Genomic DNA, 18115 nt, shown 5'->3' on the forward strand with positions numbered 1-18115 from the left:
TTATTCACTCTACATATATACATCCTCCTATGGAACAGGCTTATTTCATTTTTGAAATAAGCCTGATTTTTTATTTACTCAAAAGTACCACTTCATCACAAATTTAACACCTTGATTTTTCAAGTATATTTTTTGAACATTTTTTGAATATTTATTGAATTTTTTCTGAAAATTCTGTTTTATATATGATATACTACAATTAATTAAGAAGGAAAATAATATCGCAAACAGAGGGGGATAATCATGAGCTTACTTATCGCACTTATACTTGGGGTTACATGTGGAGCATTTCCAGTTATTTTAGGAGCTATTATGGAAGAGTTAGAAATTGGTGTTTTAGGATTTGTCGCATCTTGTGTAAGCGCTTTATTGTTTGGTTTATTCGGCGCTATTCCTGTTTCAATTCTGTGTGCTTTTTATATAATACGCCATGCTCGTACAAAACAATTGGGTCCTAATCACATCGCACAAATTATCCCATTCCCGGTTGAACGATGCCGCCGCGCTTCTAACTTATAATTATAAAAATTAAAGATGACTAAATAAATAAAAGTCCTCAAATGAGGACTTTTATTTATTTTCTTCTAGAAATTGAAACAATTCTTGTAGATGTAGGGCATCTTCACCATAGCTAACAGATACATGAAATATACCGTCAATCTCAGCTTGCATATAAAGATCCACTCCATCACGATCATATTTCAATGCCAAATAAAACTCCATTTCTTCTAACATCTTTTTAGAGGTTCGAATTACATAATGCCCCTTCTCATCTCTTCCATATTCAAAGTCTGGTTCAAAATCATATTTTTGTTTAAAAGCTTCTTTTTGTTTTTCATTAATTTGCATACAAGTAGCTCGCTGTACAGTATCAATCATCTCATCAAACTTTTGAAGGTCCACCTCGTTTACCCCCTTATATATTTTTTATATAATACTTGTGTTCCACTATTTTCTTCGCCATCCTTAATTAACTCTTCATACAATTCTTTCGCCAAACTTAAGCCTGGGACTGGTAATTGTAATTTTTCTGCTTCCTCTAAAGCAATCTTCATATCTTTCATAAAATGCTTTACATAAAATCCTGGCTCAAAGTCTCCTTTTAACATTCGAGGAGCTAAATTACTTAATGACCAACTACCTGCTGCCCCTGTTGAAATACTCTCTAACACTTTATCTGGATTCAATCCAGCCTTCTTCGCGTAAGCAACAGCCTCACATACTCCAATCATATTGGAAGCAATCGCAATTTGATTGCACATTTTTGTATGTTGTCCACTCCCAGCTGGTCCTTGTAATTGAATGTTTGTTCCTAACTTTTCAAGTAAAGGTAAGCATCTATCATATATTTCTTTCTCTCCACCTACCATAATTGCGAGTTTTGCTTCTTTCGCACCAACATCTCCTCCTGAGACAGGTGCATCTAACGTATATATATTTTTGCTTTTTGCAACTTCATTAATACGTTTTGCTAAAGTAGGTGTAGATGTCGTAAAGTCAATTGCTATCGTACCTTCTTTTGCATGTTCTATAATTCCTTCTATACCAAAATACACTTCTTCTACATCATGTGGATATCCAACCATTGTCATTACAATATCAACTTGCTTCACTAACTCTTTTGGCGTATCACACCATTGTGCACCATCTTGCACTAAAGAATCTGTTTTTGCTTTCGTTCTATTATATACATATACTTTATGACCATCTTGCATTAAGTGATAAACCATACTTTTTCCCATTACGCCAATACCAATGAAACCTATTGATAAAGTTTTATGTTCCATTTTCTCATCCCCTTTGTTCTAATAAATCATTTACCATCTTTCGGAACTCTTTATTAAAGTCATCATCCATACTATTTTTTACATTTGAAAATAACATAACAAAAATTCCTTTTTCTTTATTAAAATTATTGAAAGTGTTCCAACCAGATAATACACCATGATTATGAAAATAATCTGCATATATATAAAAACTAAATGCATATTTCCGTTCTGCTGAAGGTGAAAACATTGCTTGTATACTTTGTTCAGAAAGAAGTTTTCCATTTATAATTGCTTCGTCTAACTTCTTCATATCTCCAACTGTCGTATACATCTCACCACAACCATATAGCCAATCCATGCCTAACTTCTGCGCTGGTACAAGCTCTTGATTTTTTTTCACATAACCCTTTGTAAAATTTTTATCGCCAGGTACCATATTTCCCATACCGGATTCATGCATATCTGCTTTTACAAATATGTTTTCTTTTATGTAATCTCCTAAAGGTTTTTTCGAGATATGTTCTATTATATAAGCAAGAACCATATAATTATAATCTGTATATCTCCAACCTGTTCCTGCAGGAAATTCTAAATTTTGACGTCCGATCCAATTAATTAACTGTAAACGGGAAGCAGCATTAACATTGCCTTTTGCGTGTTCAGGTAAACCAGAGGTATGGGTTAACAAATGATATAGTGTAATATTTTTATTCTCCGGAAATGAAGGAATATATTTATTTACATTATCTTGAATATTCAATTTACCTTGTTCTTGCAACTGTAAAATAGATGTGGCAACAACTGTTTTCGTAATAGAACCGATACGATATTTTGTTTGAGGCGTATTTTCTATTTTATTTTGAACATCAGCATACCCATATCCTTTATTCAATATAACATGCTCTTTATCTGTTACCAAAACTGTTCCATTAAATTGCTTTCCGACTAAATATTGATCTAATTTTTGAGATATGCTAGCATAATCAATTTGTTGCTCTTCTTTTCCTTCTATATTCCCTTGCACTTCTGGTTCAATAGTAGGATTCACCTTAGTTGTTAATACTGTGTTTTCCTTTATATTGGGGCTAACAAGAAAATAGTATACTCCGCCGCCAACTATAGCAGACAGTGAAGCCATTATCATTACTTTTTTTATCATGTCGATCCTCCATAATTCCTTCGCTAAAAATTGTCCCCCTATTCTATTATCAAACAATAAAAAAAAATCGCAACAATTTGTTGCGAAAAATTACATTTTTTCTTTTCTGTACACACATACTTGATTCTTTCCATTTTTTTTCGCTTCATATAAAGCAATGTCCGCTCGTTGCATTAATTCTTCTCTTGTAGTTCCTTGTTCATATAACGCAACTCCAAAGCTAGCTGTTAGCTTCGAAATTCCAGTGAATTGCTTTGTTTCAATGAAGAATCGTAATGACTCCGCAACTTGAAATGCTTCCTTTTCTACTGTATTTGTCACTAATATAATGAATTCTTCTCCTCCCCATCTTGCAAATACGTGTTGCTGCTCCACTTTAGATTTCATAAGCTCTGCAAGTTGTATTAATGCCAAATCACCAAAATCATGACCATATGTGTCATTAACTGTTTTAAAATTATCTATATCAAATAAAATGATTGCTATTTTCTCATCACTACGTATTACCTTTTCCCACTCTACCTCTAGTATTTGTTGAAACTTTAAACGATTATAAATCTCTGTCAATGAATCTACCATAGCAAGTCTTTCTTGTTCTTGATAGATTTCATCTAATTCTGTAATTTCCGTACATTTTACAATAAATCTTGATAAATCTTCTGGCAATGGTGTCGCACGTAATAGAAAAGTAGATAATTCCCCTTCATAATTTGACATCTTAATTCTTCTACCACTTGATAAAGTATCGTCTAGCCATGTTATATCATGCGTCGTCGAGTAGTATCCATTTTCTCTAATAAAATGTTCAGCAAATACTAAATGTTGCTCACGATAGGCAAACAAATTTTCATATCCGAAAAAAGTTAAAAAATTTGTATTACAATCAACAATTTCATCATCTTCTACTATAAATAATAAATCATTTTGAAAATCAAACATCGTTTGAAGCAGTTCCTGTTGCAAACTAACTTGCCTTACTAAAGAAAGTTGATACAAACTCTTATTCACTTCTTCTAATACTGCTTGTGGAGTTACAGGGGCTATTACAATATTACGTATTCCTAATGCAAGTACATCTGTAAATTCTTTTGTTATTTGTTGATCCCAAATGACAATGAATGTACTTTGCGGGGTATACATATTCTTTATATATTTGATTTGAGAATAATCTGTTACATACATAATTATAATGTGCGGTTTCGTTCTTTGAAATAATAGTTCGCCCTCTTCAAAATTATTTGCTATAAACATACATTTTGGATGGATATTTTCTATCGTTTGTTGATGCTTACATCCATTTTCTATATAAAGGACATTTAACTGCAAATCTTGTAACACATTTTGGAAAACCGTATTCTCTAATAAAAAATGTAGTATGTTCATCACTAGTCTTCACTCACTTCATATATCTTGTTCTACTGAATTCCTCACAAACATTTTTAAAAGACTGTTCTCTAATAAACTTTAATTTGCGAGAGATACATATTAACAAGCTAATTGAGAATGTTATCTTCCCTTTTCATTCTATAAATTCCTTTTTTAGTGTATGATTATAGGAATTATATCGTTTGTATGAATGCCCTAGCTTATTTCTTAAAACTTGACAATTAAAATAAAGATATTATATTCTTAAATTCGACAACTTACAAAATGTAAGTAATATACATTGCGTTTTCTTGATAATTTTACATACAATTTGGAGGATATATAATGACAAACGACAACTTTTTTAACGTTTTATATGAACGCACATCTACACGTGCATTCAACCCAAATAAAGAAATCTCATCTACAGAATTGCATGAGATTTTAAAAGCCGCAGCACAAGCACCTTCCGCTTGGAACTTACAACACTGGAAATTCCTTGTTTTTCAAGGTGAAGATGTACAAAAACGATTACACCCAATAGCTTATAACCAACAACAAATTCTTGATGCTTCTGCAGTAGTCGCTATTTTAGGTGATTTAGAAGCTTATAAAAATGTTGAGCCAGTATATGGTCCAATTGTAGAACAAGGATTTATGAAAGAAGAAGCAAAAGAACGCTTAGCTAAAAATATTGAATCTGCATATGCTCGTGAACAATTCCCGAGAGATGCTGCCTTTTCAAATGCATCTTTAGCAGCAATGCAACTTATGCTTGCAGCTAAAGCAACTGGTTGGGATACTTGTGCTATTGGTGGCTTCAATCCACAAGCACTGACAGACGAATTTAACGTTTCATCTCGTTACGTTCCAATTATGCTTATTACAATTGGTGAATCAACTTTAAAAGGTCACCCTGCACCACGTATGAGCGTAGAGCAAGTGAGTGAGTGGGCAAAATAATAAAAAACGAAGGTAACTACATTACCTTCGTTTTTTATTTCCTGTCATACTTTTGTAATATTACTACAAATCATTCGACATTTATACTTATAGAAAAGTATATTCTATTCCTTTATCATAAATAAACGTGACGTTTTGTGTCGAATTTTGTTAAGGTATTGAAATATACCCGTGTGTTTTTATTACAATTGTGATACAATGATAACAAATAGATAACAAGAGAGGGATTTTCATTGAGTTCATACGGAAGCTTGATCGCACTTTTATGTTACATAGTAACTGTACTGCTTCTATATTTTATTGGTGATGCCGCAAACATCTCCATTTTACAATTCCCAAAAGAAGAAGCATTTCAATTAGAATCAGAAAAACATACTGCACGATCCATCGTACCACTACTCCTAGCTCTTCCTGTATATATCGTCGTTTTATATAAAAGTAAAAAAGTGTAAAGGCTACCCATTTCGTTTATTTTGGTGGTTTTTACATTTTTTTGTTATATTACCCCTATTTTAAACATCATTCCATACTAAACACCCAGCTAGTCATTTAAAATGAGAAAATCCCCTAGAAAAAATTCCACTCTCTGTCCAGTCACTAACTACCGAACTTACATAGATTATAAGTGTGAAGGGGGTGATGAGGATTATGTTTGGATCATTTGGATGCTGTGATAACTTTAGAGACTGTCATCATCGTGAAAGAGAGTGCGACCATCGTGACCATCGCGAGAAAGAGAGAGAGGTAAAACCACAACAACCAGCTGTATGTAACGTACTTGCTAGCATTTCAGTTGGAACAGAGCTTTCTCTTTTAAGCATTAAAGGTATCGGATCTTTCAACGATGTAATTTTTGAAGGTTTCGCTAACGGTGTTGCTCTTTTCTCCGCTTTAGCTCGTAACAATAATGATAAAGATAATAAAGACGACAACAAAGATGATAAGAACCGTCAACGTAATACTTTTAATGGTATTTTACGTGTATGCCCAACTGATATCGTTGCTATCGCTATCTAGTTCTGTGTCTTATCCTCTATAGTAAGAAAACAAGATTTACTTTTCTCATAGAAAAAACCTGAGACCGATTTCAAATCGACTCAGGTTTTTTTATTAATTATATGCTTTTAACTAGTTCAACAACTTCTTCAGCAGTTGACATCAATAATGCTTTTTCTGCTAATGTTTCCATTTCTGCTTTTGACAACTTGCTTAGTTGTGTTCTTGCAGGAAGAATAGATGTTGCACTCATACTGAACTCATCTAAACCTAATCCTAATAATAATGGGATAGCAAGTGAATCTCCCGCCATCTCACCACACATGCCAGCCCATTTGCCTTCTTTATGAGCAGCATCGATAACCATTTTTACAAGACGTAAAATAGATGGGTTATATGGTTGGTATAAGTATGATACTTGTTCGTTCATACGGTCTGCAGCCATTGTGTATTGGATTAAATCATTCGTTCCGATAGAGAAGAAATCAACTTCTTTCGCGAATTGATCTGCTAATACTGCTGAAGCTGGGATTTCAACCATCATACCAACTTCAATAGAATCAGAAACAGTTGTACCCGCTTCTACAAGTTTCGCTTTCTCTTCTAATAAAATCGCTTTCGCTTGACGGAACTCATCAAGAGTTGCAATCATTGGGAACATAATTTTTAAGTTGCCGTATACGCTAGCACGAAGTAATGCACGAAGTTGTGTACGGAACACATCTTGCTCATCAAGACATAAGCGAATTGCACGGTATCCTAAGAATGGGTTCATTTCTTTTGGTAAATGTAAGTATGGAAGCTCTTTATCTCCACCGATGTCAAGTGTACGAACAACGACTGGTTGACCTTCTTTTACACCTTCAAGAACTGCTTTATACGCTTCGAACTGCTCTTCTTCTGTTGGAAGATTGTCACGGCCCATGTATAAGAATTCTGTACGGTATAAACCAACGCCTTCTCCACCATTATCGATAATACCTTGTACATCATTTGGTGTTCCGATATTTGCAACAAGCTCAACGTGATGTCCATCACTTGTTACAGTAGCTTGGTCTTTTAATTTTGCCCATTCAGTTTTTTGCTCTTCAAATTTCGCTTTCTTTTCTTCAAACGAACGAAGAGTTTCTTCTGATGGGTTTACAATTACTTCTCCATCTAAACCGTCAATGATAACGATATCGCCGTTTTGGATTTTCTCCATAACAACTTTTGTACCAACAACAGCTGGAATTTCCATAGAACGAGCCATAATTGCAGAGTGAGATGTACGTCCACCGATATCAGTAGTGAAACCTTTTGCATACTTACGGTTTAACTGAGCTGTATCAGATGGTGTTAAATCTTCAGCAATGATGATTACCTCTTCAGAAATTGTACCAGGATTTGAGAAGTTAATTCCTAGTAAATGTGCAAGAACGCGTTTTGTTACGTCACGAATGTCTGCAGCACGTTCTTTCATATATTCGTTATCCATGTTTTCAAACATAGAAATAAACATTGATGCAACTTCATCCATTGCAAATTCAGCATTTACTTTTTCGCTATTCACTTTATCTTTTACTGGGTTTACTAGTTCTGGATCATTTAACACTAATAAATGTGCTTCAAAGATCGCAGCTTTGTCAGCACCTAGCTCAGCAAATGCGTGGTCTTTAATAGCTTCTAATTCAGTTTTTGCTTTCTCAAGCGCAGCGTCTAAGCGTGCAATTTCTGCAGCTTCGTTTGTAATTGATTTCTTTTCGATGTTAAATTCAGGATTTTCAAGTCTGAAAGCCTTTGCAATAGCAATCCCACTTGATGCAGCGATCCCTTGAATGTTAAGAGTCATTATTCTCCTAATCCTTCGTTTTTCATAGTTTCTTCGATAGCTGCTAGTGCTTGAGCTGCATCATCACCATTTGCAGTGATTTTAATTTCTGCGTTTTGTTGAATACCTAAAGACATTACGCCCATGATTGATTTTAAGTTAACGTTCTTTCCGTTATACTCTAAGTTAATGTCAGAACCGAATTTGCTTGCAGTGTTTACAAGTAGAGTTGCTGGACGAGCATGAATTCCTGAGTCGCTAGTTACTTTAAAGATTTTTTCCATGATAATTTATCTCCTTTAAATTACAGTATTTTTTTAGTTGTATAGACGTGAGTACTACATCATCTATTGTATATAATAGGCGATGTTCGGTCAACCACATCGCCTATTATAATTATAAACATTTTGCGTCAAATTCCTACTGAATGTCAATAATAGCGGTTTCGCCCTTCTTAACATTTCCATCTTTTTTCAATTCGACTTGTTGCCCTTGTTGTAAGTTTGTAAAGACAATTGGTGTAATGATAGATGGTGCATTTTCTTTTACAAATGCAAGATCTACTTTTAATAATGGTTGGCCTTGTTTCACCTTGTCGCCTTGTGCTACAAGCGCTTCAAAACCTTCACCATTTAATTTTACAGTATCAATACCGAAGTGGATCAAAATTTCTTTTCCGCCTTCAGATTGAATACCAATCGCATGTTTTGTAGGGAATACATTAACGATCTCACCGTTAACTGGAGAAACTACTGTTCCTTCAGTTGGCTCAATTGCAAATCCATCTCCCATCATTTTTCCTGAGAATACTTGGTCAGGTACTTCTGTAATTGGTAATATTTTCCCTTCAATTGGTGATACAATTGTTTCATTTTCATCAACTTTTTGAGGAGTTTCTTCCACTTTTACAGGTTCTTCTTTTTCAACATGAGGTGTACGACCTGACATAATATCATGAATTTGTGATTTTAACGTGTCAGATTTCGGTCCGAAAATAGCTTGAATGTTATTTCCAACTTCAAGTACACCAGCTGCTCCAAGTTCTTTTAAGCGGTCTTTGTTTACATTCTTTTGTTCGTTAACTTGAACACGTAAACGAGTAATACAAGCATCTAAAGAAGCAATGTTTTCTTTACCACCAAGTGCTACTAATACTTCACGAGGAAGTTCGCCTGCTTCTGCTTTTCCTGCACCGTCATTCGCATTTGCCTCTTCACGACCAGGTGTTTTTAGATTCCATTTACGGATTGCAAAGCGGAATCCGAAGTAGTAAATAACTGCTAGTACAAGACCAACAATAATTACCCACCACCATGCTGTACGGCCTGGTAATACACCGAATAATAGGAAGTCAATTAAACCACCAGAGAATGTCATACCAATTTTAACACCTAAAATTTGCATTGTCATAAATGATAGACCAGCAAATACAGCATGAATTCCGAATAATACTGGCGCTACGAATAAGAATGAAAATTCAAGTGGCTCTGTAATACCTGTTAAGAAAGATGTTAATGCTGCAGAACCTAAAATACCTGCTGCTAATTTTTTATTTTCTGGACGTGCTTCATGATACATTGCTAAAGCTGCTGCTGGAAGACCGAACATCATGAACGGATACTTACCAGTTGTAAATGTACCTGCCGTTAATTCTACACCGTCTTTTAACTGTGCCATAAAGATTTTTTGGTCACCACGGATTAATTCGCCAGCTGCATTTGTATACTGACCGAATTCGAACCAGAACGGTGAATAAAAAATGTGGTGTAGTCCAAATGGAATTAATGAACGTTCAATTAAACCGAATATAAATGCTGCGATTGTTCTATTCGCATCAATCATTTGATGTGAGAACGTGTTTAAGCCACCTTGAATGTATGGCCAAACGAAGCACATGATAATACCTACTATTAAAGAGAATGTTGCAGTTGCGATCGGTACGAAACGCTTACCTGCAAAGAAACCTAAGTATGATGGTAATTCAATGTTGAAGTATTTATTATAGCAATATGCCGCTACTATACCGACGATAATACCACCAAATACCCCTGTTTGTAGCGTCGGAATACCTAATACGTTTGCATACGCTGGATCTGCAAATCCAATTTTTACTGGGTCTGCTCCAGAACTTGTTACTTTCACTAGCTTATCTACTTCTAAGAACACACTCATCGTTTTGTTCATAATTAAGTAGCCGACGAATGCTGCTAAACCAGCTACTCCGTCTCCACCAGCTAAACCAATTGCTACCCCAACTGCGAATAATAATGCAAGGTTAGCGAAAATAATATCACCAGATTGTTCCATAATTTTTGCAACCATTACGAACCAATCTGCTTTTAAAGCAGGAATAACATTTGTTAACTGTGGATTTTGAAATGCATTACCAAATCCAAGTAAAATACCTGCCGCCGGTAAAATCGCTACTGGAAGCATTAACGCTTTTCCGACTTTTTGAAGAACACCAAAGATCTTCTTAAACATGGAAACCCTTCCTCTCTTATCTATATTGATACCTTCCGACAAACGCCAAAAAGACATGAGGAAAAAAAGATAGAACGATAGCTATACAAAGGGTAGTATATCCCTTTCTCTAGCTTACATTCCTTACTTTTCTCCACTCATGCCTGATCGAATCAGTAACACGTGTCAAAAATAGGTTTACGTATAAGTTCACTATAATTAAGGCAAACGTTTTCGTTACTCTCCTTAATCTGTTTGTCGAAATTTGTATAACTTTGCAATAGTTATTATACATAACTATTGTAAGCGATTCAATCATTTTTTTTAACGTTTTCATTTTAGACAAAAATATATGACTTTTTACACATGCTCTGCCTTTACTAAGCGTTGCAAGTGCATCGTTAAATAAATACTTTCAGCTTCATATACAGGTAGTTGCAACTCTTTTTGCATGACCTTAACTAGCTTCCAAGCCACGTTATAGCAAACTGGATACTCCGCCTTTAATAAATCAGCAAAACTTTGCGATTCCTCTACTTTTTCTCCTTTTTTCACCCTCTCAATAGCATATTGAAGATGACGAATAAGGCGTAAATAATGAATGCTCTCTTGATCTAATGTAATTTGTAAGTTTGTCTCAATTAAAGATACAAGTTGTGCAATGAGACGGGAGTTTTGATTAACTGAAGATAAATCAGAATTTGTAAGCGAACTGTAAATGTGAAGTGCAATAAAACCAATTTCTCCTTCTGGCAATGTAATTTGCAAACGAGAATTTAAAAGTTCTACAACACCTTCAGCAATTTCATATTCCTCTGGATAGAGCATTTTTGTTTCAACTAAAAAAGGATTATCAATTGTAAGTCCTTGTTTTAACCTTTTAATTGCAAATGAAATATGATCTGTTAACGCAATATGAATATGTTCATTTAGTGGAGATTTTGCTTTTTCTTGAATGTACAGCATAATATCGTTCATCAATTCAATTAATTTTTCACTAACATGCGGCACTAATAATTTATATTGTTCACGATCACGTTCATTTTTTAAGACAAACATTTTTTCGATTTGTTCTTGCTCCAATACATCTTTCGCTTTTTTCCCAAATCCAATTCCTTTACCAATCACTACTACTTCCTCGTGTTCAGGATGGCTAGCAATGATGACATTATTATTTAAAACTTTTTTAATTTCTAGATAATTATTCATATAACACCACCCTCGTACTTAAATAGCCTACTTTTATGTTACAGAATATTCTTCTTTGTCGTCAATGTAAAACATCTGCCATTTAATAAAAATTCATTTTTTAGACATGTTTATATATGATGCGTATAATGTAAGAGCAACTGTACATAGAAAGGAGATAACAACATGATTAAAATGTTTGTAAGTGATATCGATGGTACAATGATGCAACACGGAGGTCTTATTGATGAGCAAGATGTTGCGGCACTACGCAGCCTCGCCGAGCAAAATGTTATTCTTTGCTTCGCTTCCGGAAGACTTGATAATGAAATTGCAGACTTAATGAAAGCTGTAAATACAAATTTTCATCGTATTAGTGTAAATGGTGTTTTTGTATATACACATGAAAATAAACAACTATTATCTGCAACTTTTGATTCCAGCATACTTCCCGATTTGTTAGCTATGACGAATGAAAATCCTTATTTCCGTTATGTAAGTGATGAGCATAATTATTACATTGAAGAGAAAACACCTTTTATTCAAGAACTTGAACAACAAGTAACAATGACTTCTGTTGAAGAACCAAACTTACTACAGAAGATTGATGATACAATTTTCCCAAATAAAATTTCTGTCGGTGGAACAAAGGAGAGCTTACAACTCCTTCAGAAAAAAATTGATGAAAAATTCCACGGGAAAGTTAGTACTTTCATCTCAGCAGAACAATGTTTAGATGTAATGCCACCGAATGTTAGTAAAGGCTCTGCCATTTCTGTTTTATTAAATGAGTTTCAAATAAAACCTGAGGAAATTGCTTGTATAGGGGATTCTTACAATGATATTCCTATGTTTTCTTTAACTCCTCACAGTTTTGCTATGTCGCAAGCCGATGATGCAGTGAAAAAACACGCTCACTATGTAGTAAATCACGTCAAAGATGCTGTTAACCACGTAATTGCTCATAATAAAAATACGACTCATTCCTTATAAGGATGAGTCGTATTTTTATTTCTTTACATGTTATCCATTTTCATTTCCACTGTACTTCACAAACTGAAATATACTATTTGTTACGTGCAATATTCGTAATAAATTTATAACGATCTCCACGATAAATACATTTCACGTACTCTAGCGGTATCTCACCTTCTGAATATGACCATTGACGCATTACAAGTACAGGCGCCTTTTTAGGAATATGCAGATGTTCAGCTTCATTTTCCGTTGCAACAGAAGCTTCAATTGACTGAGTAGCGCTAACAAGTTTAAAGCCCAGTTTTTTCTCTAAATGTTCATATAAAGATTGTTGCAATATCTCTTCGTTAATATCTTTTACAAGAGCTGGCGACAAATATGTCGTCTCAAAAGCAATCGGTTCATCATCAGCTAAGCGAATACGCCTCACTTCATAAACCGATTCCCCCTCCTGTATTCTCAACCGGTCTGCTATTTTAGCAGTAGCTGGAACTAGGCGGAAACTAAGTAATTGACTACTTGGGTTCATCCCACGAGAAATCATGTCTTCTGTGAATCCCGTCATTCCTTGCAATTTTTGTTCCACTTTCGGAAGTTGGACAAATGTTCCAATTCCACGCTTCCGATATAAATAGCCTTGTTCCACTAAATTATTAATCGCCTGTCTGATTGTCATACGACTCACTTCGAACTTATCACAAAGTTCATTCTCAGATGGGATTTTATCTCCCGGCTTCCATTCGCCGTCCTCAATTAGCTGTTTCACCCACTCTTGAATCTGATAATAGATCGGAAATGGTGAATACTTGTCGATGTTCATCAGCAATCGCCTCACTGCATAAAGATAGAGCTTCTTGATCTGCGATTACGGTTACATTCGGATGACGTTGTAAAACTGTAGCCGGACACTCTTCACTATATTCACCTTGCAATAATTCTTTAACAGCTTCTGCCTTTTTAGCACCCATAGCTACAAGTAGAACTTGTTTCGCTTTCATAATGCTTCCAATTCCCATTGTAATCGCATGAGTTGGCACATCTTCTTCTTTTTCGAAGAAGCGAAGGTTTGCTTGGCGTGTAGATTCTGTTAATTCAACAATGTTCGTTGGAGAATTAAACGGTGTTCCTGGCTCGTTAAATCCGATGTGACCGTTTTCACCGATTCCAAGAATCTGTAGGTCAACTGGGTTAGCAGCTAGAATGCCCTCGTAACGTTTGCATTCTTCCTCTAAATCACTTGCCATCCCGTTTGGTACATAAGTTTGTTTAAATGGAAGATGATCAAACAACTGTTCTTGCATGAAATAGTGATAGCTGTTTTTATCTTCATGTGGTAAATTTACGTACTCATCTAAGTTTACAGTGGTTACACGGCTTGTATCAAGTTTATTTTTTCGCATTTCTGCATAAATACCTAATGGAGAGCTTCCTGTAGCCATTCCTAATGTTGGATTTTCTTTTGTTTTTACAACTTCTTCAATTAATTTATAACCTACTTCTGCTAGTTCTTCTGGAGTTTTTACAACAAGAATATTCATTTAATTACTTCCCTTCCTTCATATGAATTCCTAAACGAACCGTATCATATACATGTAAATCTTCATTCATCACAACAAAGTCTGCATCTTTTCCTACCGCTAATGCACCTTTATTATTTAATCCAAACTCTTCTGCTTGGTTAACTGATGTCATCAGTACTGCATCTTCGATTGAACAACCTGTAAATTCAATTACATTTCGGAAAGCTTGATCCATTTTTAGAATACTACCAGCTAACGTTCCATCTTCTAATCGAGCACTACCATCTTTTACATGTACTGGCTGTCCGCCAAGCTCATATAATCCATCTTCAAGACCTTTTGCGCGCATTGCGTCAGTAATAACACTTACTTTTTTCGGTCCTTTTAACTTATATGCTAATTTCACCATATCAGGGTGAATATGAATACCATCTGTAATTACTTCAACCATTACATCTGGATTTAATAACACATGACCAACAACTCCTGGCTCACGGTGATGTAATCCACGCATTTGATTGTATAAATGTGTCGCATGTGTAATCTTTCTATTTTTTAGTTGCGCATCAATTGCATCTGTATGCCCCATTGTGCCAACTACACCAGTTTCAGTAAGATATTGTTCAAACTCTAATGCTCCCTCTTCTTCTGGTGCATATGTTACTAATTTAATTAAATTCCCACTTGCTTCTTGCCATTGTTTAAATTGCTCAATATTTGCAGGAACGATATGTTCAAGTGGTTGTGCACCTGCACGTTTCTTTGAAACATAAGGTCCTTCTAAGTGAATATATTCGAAATGTGCTCCTTTTTCTTTTGCTTCTTTCGCAGCAGTTAGCGCTGCTTCAATTGCCTCTGGAGCTTGTGTCATTGTTGTTGGGAAGTAAGTTGTAACCCCTTCTTTTAACATTTCTTTACCTAGAGTTACTAACCCATCGCTATTTGCATCCATCGCATCAATATCGTATCCACCATGAATATGAACATCGATCATACCTGGAATTACAATCTTCCCTGTAGCATCAAAAACAGTTTCATTTTCTTGTGGTACATATTGAGCCATCAAACCAATTTCTTTAATGGTTTCTGCGTAACGAATAAATCCGTTTTCCACTATTTCTTGACCTGTGTAAATTTTGGCATTGATGACAATTTGCGTTTTCATTTTCATCGATCCTTTCCCATGAAATACCTACTTGTTATTATTACCTTATTCGCCTAGTTCCATCTTAATATATGCACGAGTAGTTGTCTATACATTCTAATGAAATTTCCTTTTTATTCAACAAAAAAGGAAATTTCTTACGTCCATTATAATTATAATATATAGTATTCATTTTTCCAAAAAGGGACAGTATCCACCCCTAATATAGAAGTCACTTCAACAATGGCATTAACCCACTAGACTCTAACATAACATGTTCACCATCTGTTTCTATTTCTACTGTACGTTTATTCGTTCTATATACCATTATACCGTGCCTTTTTAAGCGTTTTACTACACTTTGGTGAGGATGTCCATACGGATTACTACTCCCATAAGACAGAATAGCAAACTGCGGTTCCACTTTTTTTATAAACGTTTCACTTGTTGAAGTATACGAGCCGTGATGCCCCACTTTTAAAACATCTGCATGTACATCAAATTGTTTTAATATTTCATGTTCTGTCCGTACATCCGCGTCACCCATTAATAAAAAATCCGCTTTTCCATATCGTACCTTCAAAACAATTGAGGATTCATTATTTTCATCTTTTGATTTCCCATTGTTTAATACTTGTATAGAAACATGTGGATCCAGCGGTATATATTGCCCTTCCTTTACTGAAACGAAAGGTATCCCTCTTTTTTTAATATTATTCCGATATGTATGATAAGTAAGAGAACTATATGTTTTTCCGCTATCTAATATAAGCGATACCGGCATTTGCTCTACAATTGGAATTAGCCCCCCTATATGATCCATATCGGGATGCGTACTGACAATTACATCTAAATGATTAATCCCTTTCTCAATTAATTTCTGAATAATAACCTCTCCTGCTTCATAAGGTCCTCCATCAATTAACATTGTTTGTCCGTTTGGCATTATGATAAGTGTTGCATCACCTTGCCCCACTTTTAAAAAGCTCACTTTCATTTTACTAAGATGTTGCCGATGCATATGTAAAGGAGACGTAGTATGAATGGACATCATATACCTTTTAGCTGATGCGCTATTTAAAGAAAAACATAATAAAACAGAAACTAATAATAGAATAATCCGCATACCTCTCATAACTCGTCTCCTTTTTTCATTTAGTATGGCACTGTAAATAATTGATATACAAAAAAAGCTTAGCAAAATGCTAAGCTTTTATTTCGATATCTCTTGTAAGGAACCGAAGAATAAATCTGCTTCATTCATTTGTTCATTCTCTTCAGAAAGCGGGGGTAAATCATCTAATGTTTTCAATCCAAATGTGTCCAAAAATTCTTTTGTTGTTCCGTATAAAATAGGACGCCCTGGTCCTTCCGCCCTTCCCATTTCTTTTATAAGTAAATGGGAAACCAACGTTTGTAACGCCTTATCGGTTTTAACTCCTCTAATCTCTTCCATTTCAGTCCTTGTGATTGGTTGACGATATGCAACAATCGCTAACGTTTCAAGGGCAGCTTGTGAGAGCGAAGCAGCTGTTGGTGTATCTATTAGTTTTTGATAATATGAAGCATGTTCTTTCTTTGTAGCAAAACGATATACTTTTGCATACTGTACAATTTGCAAACCACGGTTTGCACCTTCACATTCTTGTTGCATTTCTTCTAAAATATTCATTACTTCATTCATTTCAATTTCAAGAACTTTCGCTATTTGTTCTGGATAAATCCCTTCATCACCAGAAACAAATAAAAGGCCTTCAATAATTGACTTTTGTTCTTTCCTATCCATTTCACGAGCTCCTTCCTTCTATTTTCCCATAAAAATACACATCAAAAAACCGAATCACAATCAATGCGTTCGGTTCAATATTTTTTCTCTTGTTCCAAACGATACATTAAAACATAGCATGAGATAAAGTGTTTTTATCCCAATTTTACATACTTGCCCTATGCAGATTTATTAGAGCTTGATACGAAAATTTCATCAAAATTATGTTCTTGCTCAATTATGATTTGTTGATTTTTCATAAGTTCCAGAACTGCTAAAAATGTTACGACCATTATTTCACGTTCATCATCAACAAATAAATCATAAAAACTTTGGCGACCACCCTTTATTTTTAACTGCTTTAAAATATCAGTCATTCGCTGTTCAATTGGTATTTCTTGACGAGTAATACGTGTTGTTACAGGTTTTTTTGCCTTTTTACGGCGCATTAATTTTTGAAATGCCGCTAGCATATCATATAACGTAACATCAAGAGGCAAGCTTGTCTCCTCTTCTTGTTGCAACGATGTAAAGTCAATTGGTGGACGTGTATATAGCTGTGCTCTTTCTTGTTCTCTTTCTTTTAACTCAGTAGCAACTTGCTTATATTTCTTATATTCAATTAACCTCTCCATCAATTCTTGACGAGGATCATCTATAAAATCATCACCGTTATCAAGTACATCTTCTTCATGTTTCGGCAACAACATTTTACTTTTAATTTGTAATAACGTTGCGGCCATTACTAAATACTCACTTGCAACATCTAATTGAAGTTCTTTCATCGTATGCACATAAGATAAATATTGCTCTGTAATATCTGCTACAGGAATATTATATATATCAATTTCATAACGATGTATTAAATGTAACAATAGATCTAAAGGCCCTTCAAAAGCCTCTACTTTAAAATTATATTGCACAAAGCATCCCACCACATTTTTTCTATAACAACATAAGTATAGAGCATACTCATGTTCTATCCAACCTTTTTA

The 18115-nt window shown here is 34.8% G+C and carries 19 protein-coding genes; 5 read left to right on the plus strand and 14 right to left on the minus strand.

From position 1 onward, the window contains the following. The first annotated feature begins 243 nt into the window (after window positions 1–243). On the plus strand, window positions 244–519 hold the full coding sequence (locus NZ044_RS19900) for a hypothetical protein (RefSeq protein WP_000054662.1): 276 nt from the start codon (window positions 244–246) through the stop codon (window positions 517–519). Window positions 520–570: 51 nt separating this feature from the next. Here the strand turns inward: NZ044_RS19900 and NZ044_RS19905 are convergent, their stop codons facing one another. The 4 genes from NZ044_RS19905 to NZ044_RS19920 all read right to left on the minus strand — a co-directional run bounded on the left by NZ044_RS19905 (window position 571) and on the right by NZ044_RS19920 (window position 4311). Further along, on the minus strand, window positions 571–903 hold the full coding sequence (locus NZ044_RS19905) for a DUF3909 family protein (protein WP_000365617.1): 333 nt from the start codon (window positions 901–903) through the stop codon (window positions 571–573). A 5-nt stretch (window positions 904–908) separates the two neighbouring features. Continuing rightward, the gene (locus tag NZ044_RS19910; protein WP_000400437.1) at window positions 909–1787 is read right to left on the minus strand and encodes an NAD(P)-dependent oxidoreductase; all 879 of its coding nucleotides are present in this window, start codon (window positions 1785–1787) and stop codon (window positions 909–911) included. A gap of 4 nt (window positions 1788–1791) precedes the next feature. Then, window positions 1792–2928 (minus strand): serine hydrolase domain-containing protein, encoded by a 1137-nt coding sequence (locus NZ044_RS19915; protein ID WP_000592893.1) that lies wholly within the window; start codon window positions 2926–2928, stop codon window positions 1792–1794. 90 nt (window positions 2929–3018) lie between these two features. Next, a complete protein-coding gene (locus tag NZ044_RS19920) occupies window positions 3019–4311 on the minus strand; it encodes a GGDEF domain-containing protein (RefSeq protein ID WP_001023181.1) in 1293 nt (430 codons plus the stop codon). A gap of 327 nt (window positions 4312–4638) precedes the next feature. On the opposite strand from NZ044_RS19920, the gene NZ044_RS19925 reads away from it, so the two are divergent. The 3 genes from NZ044_RS19925 to NZ044_RS19935 all read left to right on the plus strand — a co-directional run bounded on the left by NZ044_RS19925 (window position 4639) and on the right by NZ044_RS19935 (window position 6273). Continuing rightward, window positions 4639–5256 (plus strand): nitroreductase family protein, encoded by a 618-nt coding sequence (locus NZ044_RS19925; RefSeq protein WP_000180387.1) that lies wholly within the window; start codon window positions 4639–4641, stop codon window positions 5254–5256. Window positions 5257–5489: 233 nt separating this feature from the next. Next, window positions 5490–5708 carry a hypothetical protein gene (locus tag NZ044_RS19930; RefSeq protein ID WP_000100494.1) on the plus strand — a complete coding sequence of 73 codons (219 nt, stop codon included), beginning with the start codon at window positions 5490–5492 and terminating at the stop codon, window positions 5706–5708. A 196-nt stretch (window positions 5709–5904) separates the two neighbouring features. Continuing rightward, the gene (locus NZ044_RS19935; protein WP_000468031.1) at window positions 5905–6273 is read left to right on the plus strand and encodes a DUF3915 domain-containing protein; all 369 of its coding nucleotides are present in this window, start codon (window positions 5905–5907) and stop codon (window positions 6271–6273) included. Window positions 6274–6370: 97 nt separating this feature from the next. On the opposite strand, the gene ptsP is transcribed toward NZ044_RS19935, so the two are convergent. The 4 genes from ptsP to glcT form a co-directional block, all read right to left on the minus strand. Further along, window positions 6371–8083, minus strand: coding sequence for a phosphoenolpyruvate--protein phosphotransferase (gene ptsP / locus NZ044_RS19940; RefSeq protein ID WP_000174215.1), 1713 nt, complete (start codon window positions 8081–8083; stop codon window positions 6371–6373). Continuing rightward, on the minus strand, window positions 8083–8346 hold the full coding sequence (gene ptsH, locus NZ044_RS19945; RefSeq protein ID WP_000411080.1) for a phosphocarrier protein HPr: 264 nt from the start codon (window positions 8344–8346) through the stop codon (window positions 8083–8085). Before ptsH ends, ptsP begins: the two co-directional genes overlap by 1 nt. Window positions 8347–8482: 136 nt before the next feature. After that, window positions 8483–10546, minus strand: coding sequence for a PTS glucose transporter subunit IIABC (ptsG, locus tag NZ044_RS19950; protein WP_000473176.1), 2064 nt, complete (start codon window positions 10544–10546; stop codon window positions 8483–8485). Between the two features lie 339 nt (window positions 10547–10885). Continuing rightward, a complete protein-coding gene (gene glcT / locus NZ044_RS19955) occupies window positions 10886–11734 on the minus strand; it encodes a glucose PTS transporter transcription antiterminator GlcT (protein ID WP_001067323.1) in 849 nt (282 codons plus the stop codon). 165 nt (window positions 11735–11899) lie between these two features. Here glcT and NZ044_RS19960 point away from each other — a divergent pair, with 165 nt between their 5' ends. Continuing rightward, window positions 11900–12706, plus strand: a complete 807-nt coding sequence (locus NZ044_RS19960) for a Cof-type HAD-IIB family hydrolase (protein ID WP_000594250.1) — start codon at window positions 11900–11902, stop codon at window positions 12704–12706. Window positions 12707–12779: 73 nt separating this feature from the next. Here NZ044_RS19960 and NZ044_RS19965 read toward each other — a convergent pair whose 3' ends face one another. From NZ044_RS19965 to scpA, 6 genes are all read right to left on the minus strand, one after another. Next, window positions 12780–13511 carry a GntR family transcriptional regulator gene (locus tag NZ044_RS19965; RefSeq protein ID WP_014894892.1) on the minus strand — a complete coding sequence of 244 codons (732 nt, stop codon included), beginning with the start codon at window positions 13509–13511 and terminating at the stop codon, window positions 12780–12782. Then, on the minus strand, window positions 13441–14229 hold the full coding sequence (nagB, locus tag NZ044_RS19970; protein WP_001024215.1) for a glucosamine-6-phosphate deaminase: 789 nt from the start codon (window positions 14227–14229) through the stop codon (window positions 13441–13443). The genes NZ044_RS19965 and nagB overlap by 71 nt, the downstream gene beginning before the upstream one ends. 4 nt (window positions 14230–14233) lie before the next feature. Next, a complete protein-coding gene (gene nagA / locus NZ044_RS19975) occupies window positions 14234–15376 on the minus strand; it encodes an N-acetylglucosamine-6-phosphate deacetylase (protein ID WP_002082222.1) in 1143 nt (380 codons plus the stop codon). 211 nt (window positions 15377–15587) lie between these two features. Beyond that, the gene (locus NZ044_RS19980) at window positions 15588–16490 is read right to left on the minus strand and encodes a ComEC/Rec2 family competence protein (RefSeq protein ID WP_001214828.1); all 903 of its coding nucleotides are present in this window, start codon (window positions 16488–16490) and stop codon (window positions 15588–15590) included. 78 nt (window positions 16491–16568) lie between these two features. Continuing rightward, window positions 16569–17141, minus strand: coding sequence for a segregation/condensation protein ScpB (gene scpB / locus NZ044_RS19985; protein ID WP_000375173.1), 573 nt, complete (start codon window positions 17139–17141; stop codon window positions 16569–16571). A gap of 158 nt (window positions 17142–17299) precedes the next feature. Continuing rightward, window positions 17300–18043: a segregation/condensation protein A gene (scpA, locus tag NZ044_RS19990; RefSeq protein WP_001199753.1), complete on the minus strand. Its 744-nt coding sequence runs from the start codon at window positions 18041–18043 to the stop codon at window positions 17300–17302. Between the last annotated feature and the right edge of the window lie 72 nt (window positions 18044–18115).

This window comes from Bacillus sp. FSL K6-1338 (assembly GCF_038006965.1).
Taxonomy (GTDB): domain Bacteria; phylum Bacillota; class Bacilli; order Bacillales; family Bacillaceae_G; genus Bacillus_A; species Bacillus_A thuringiensis_S.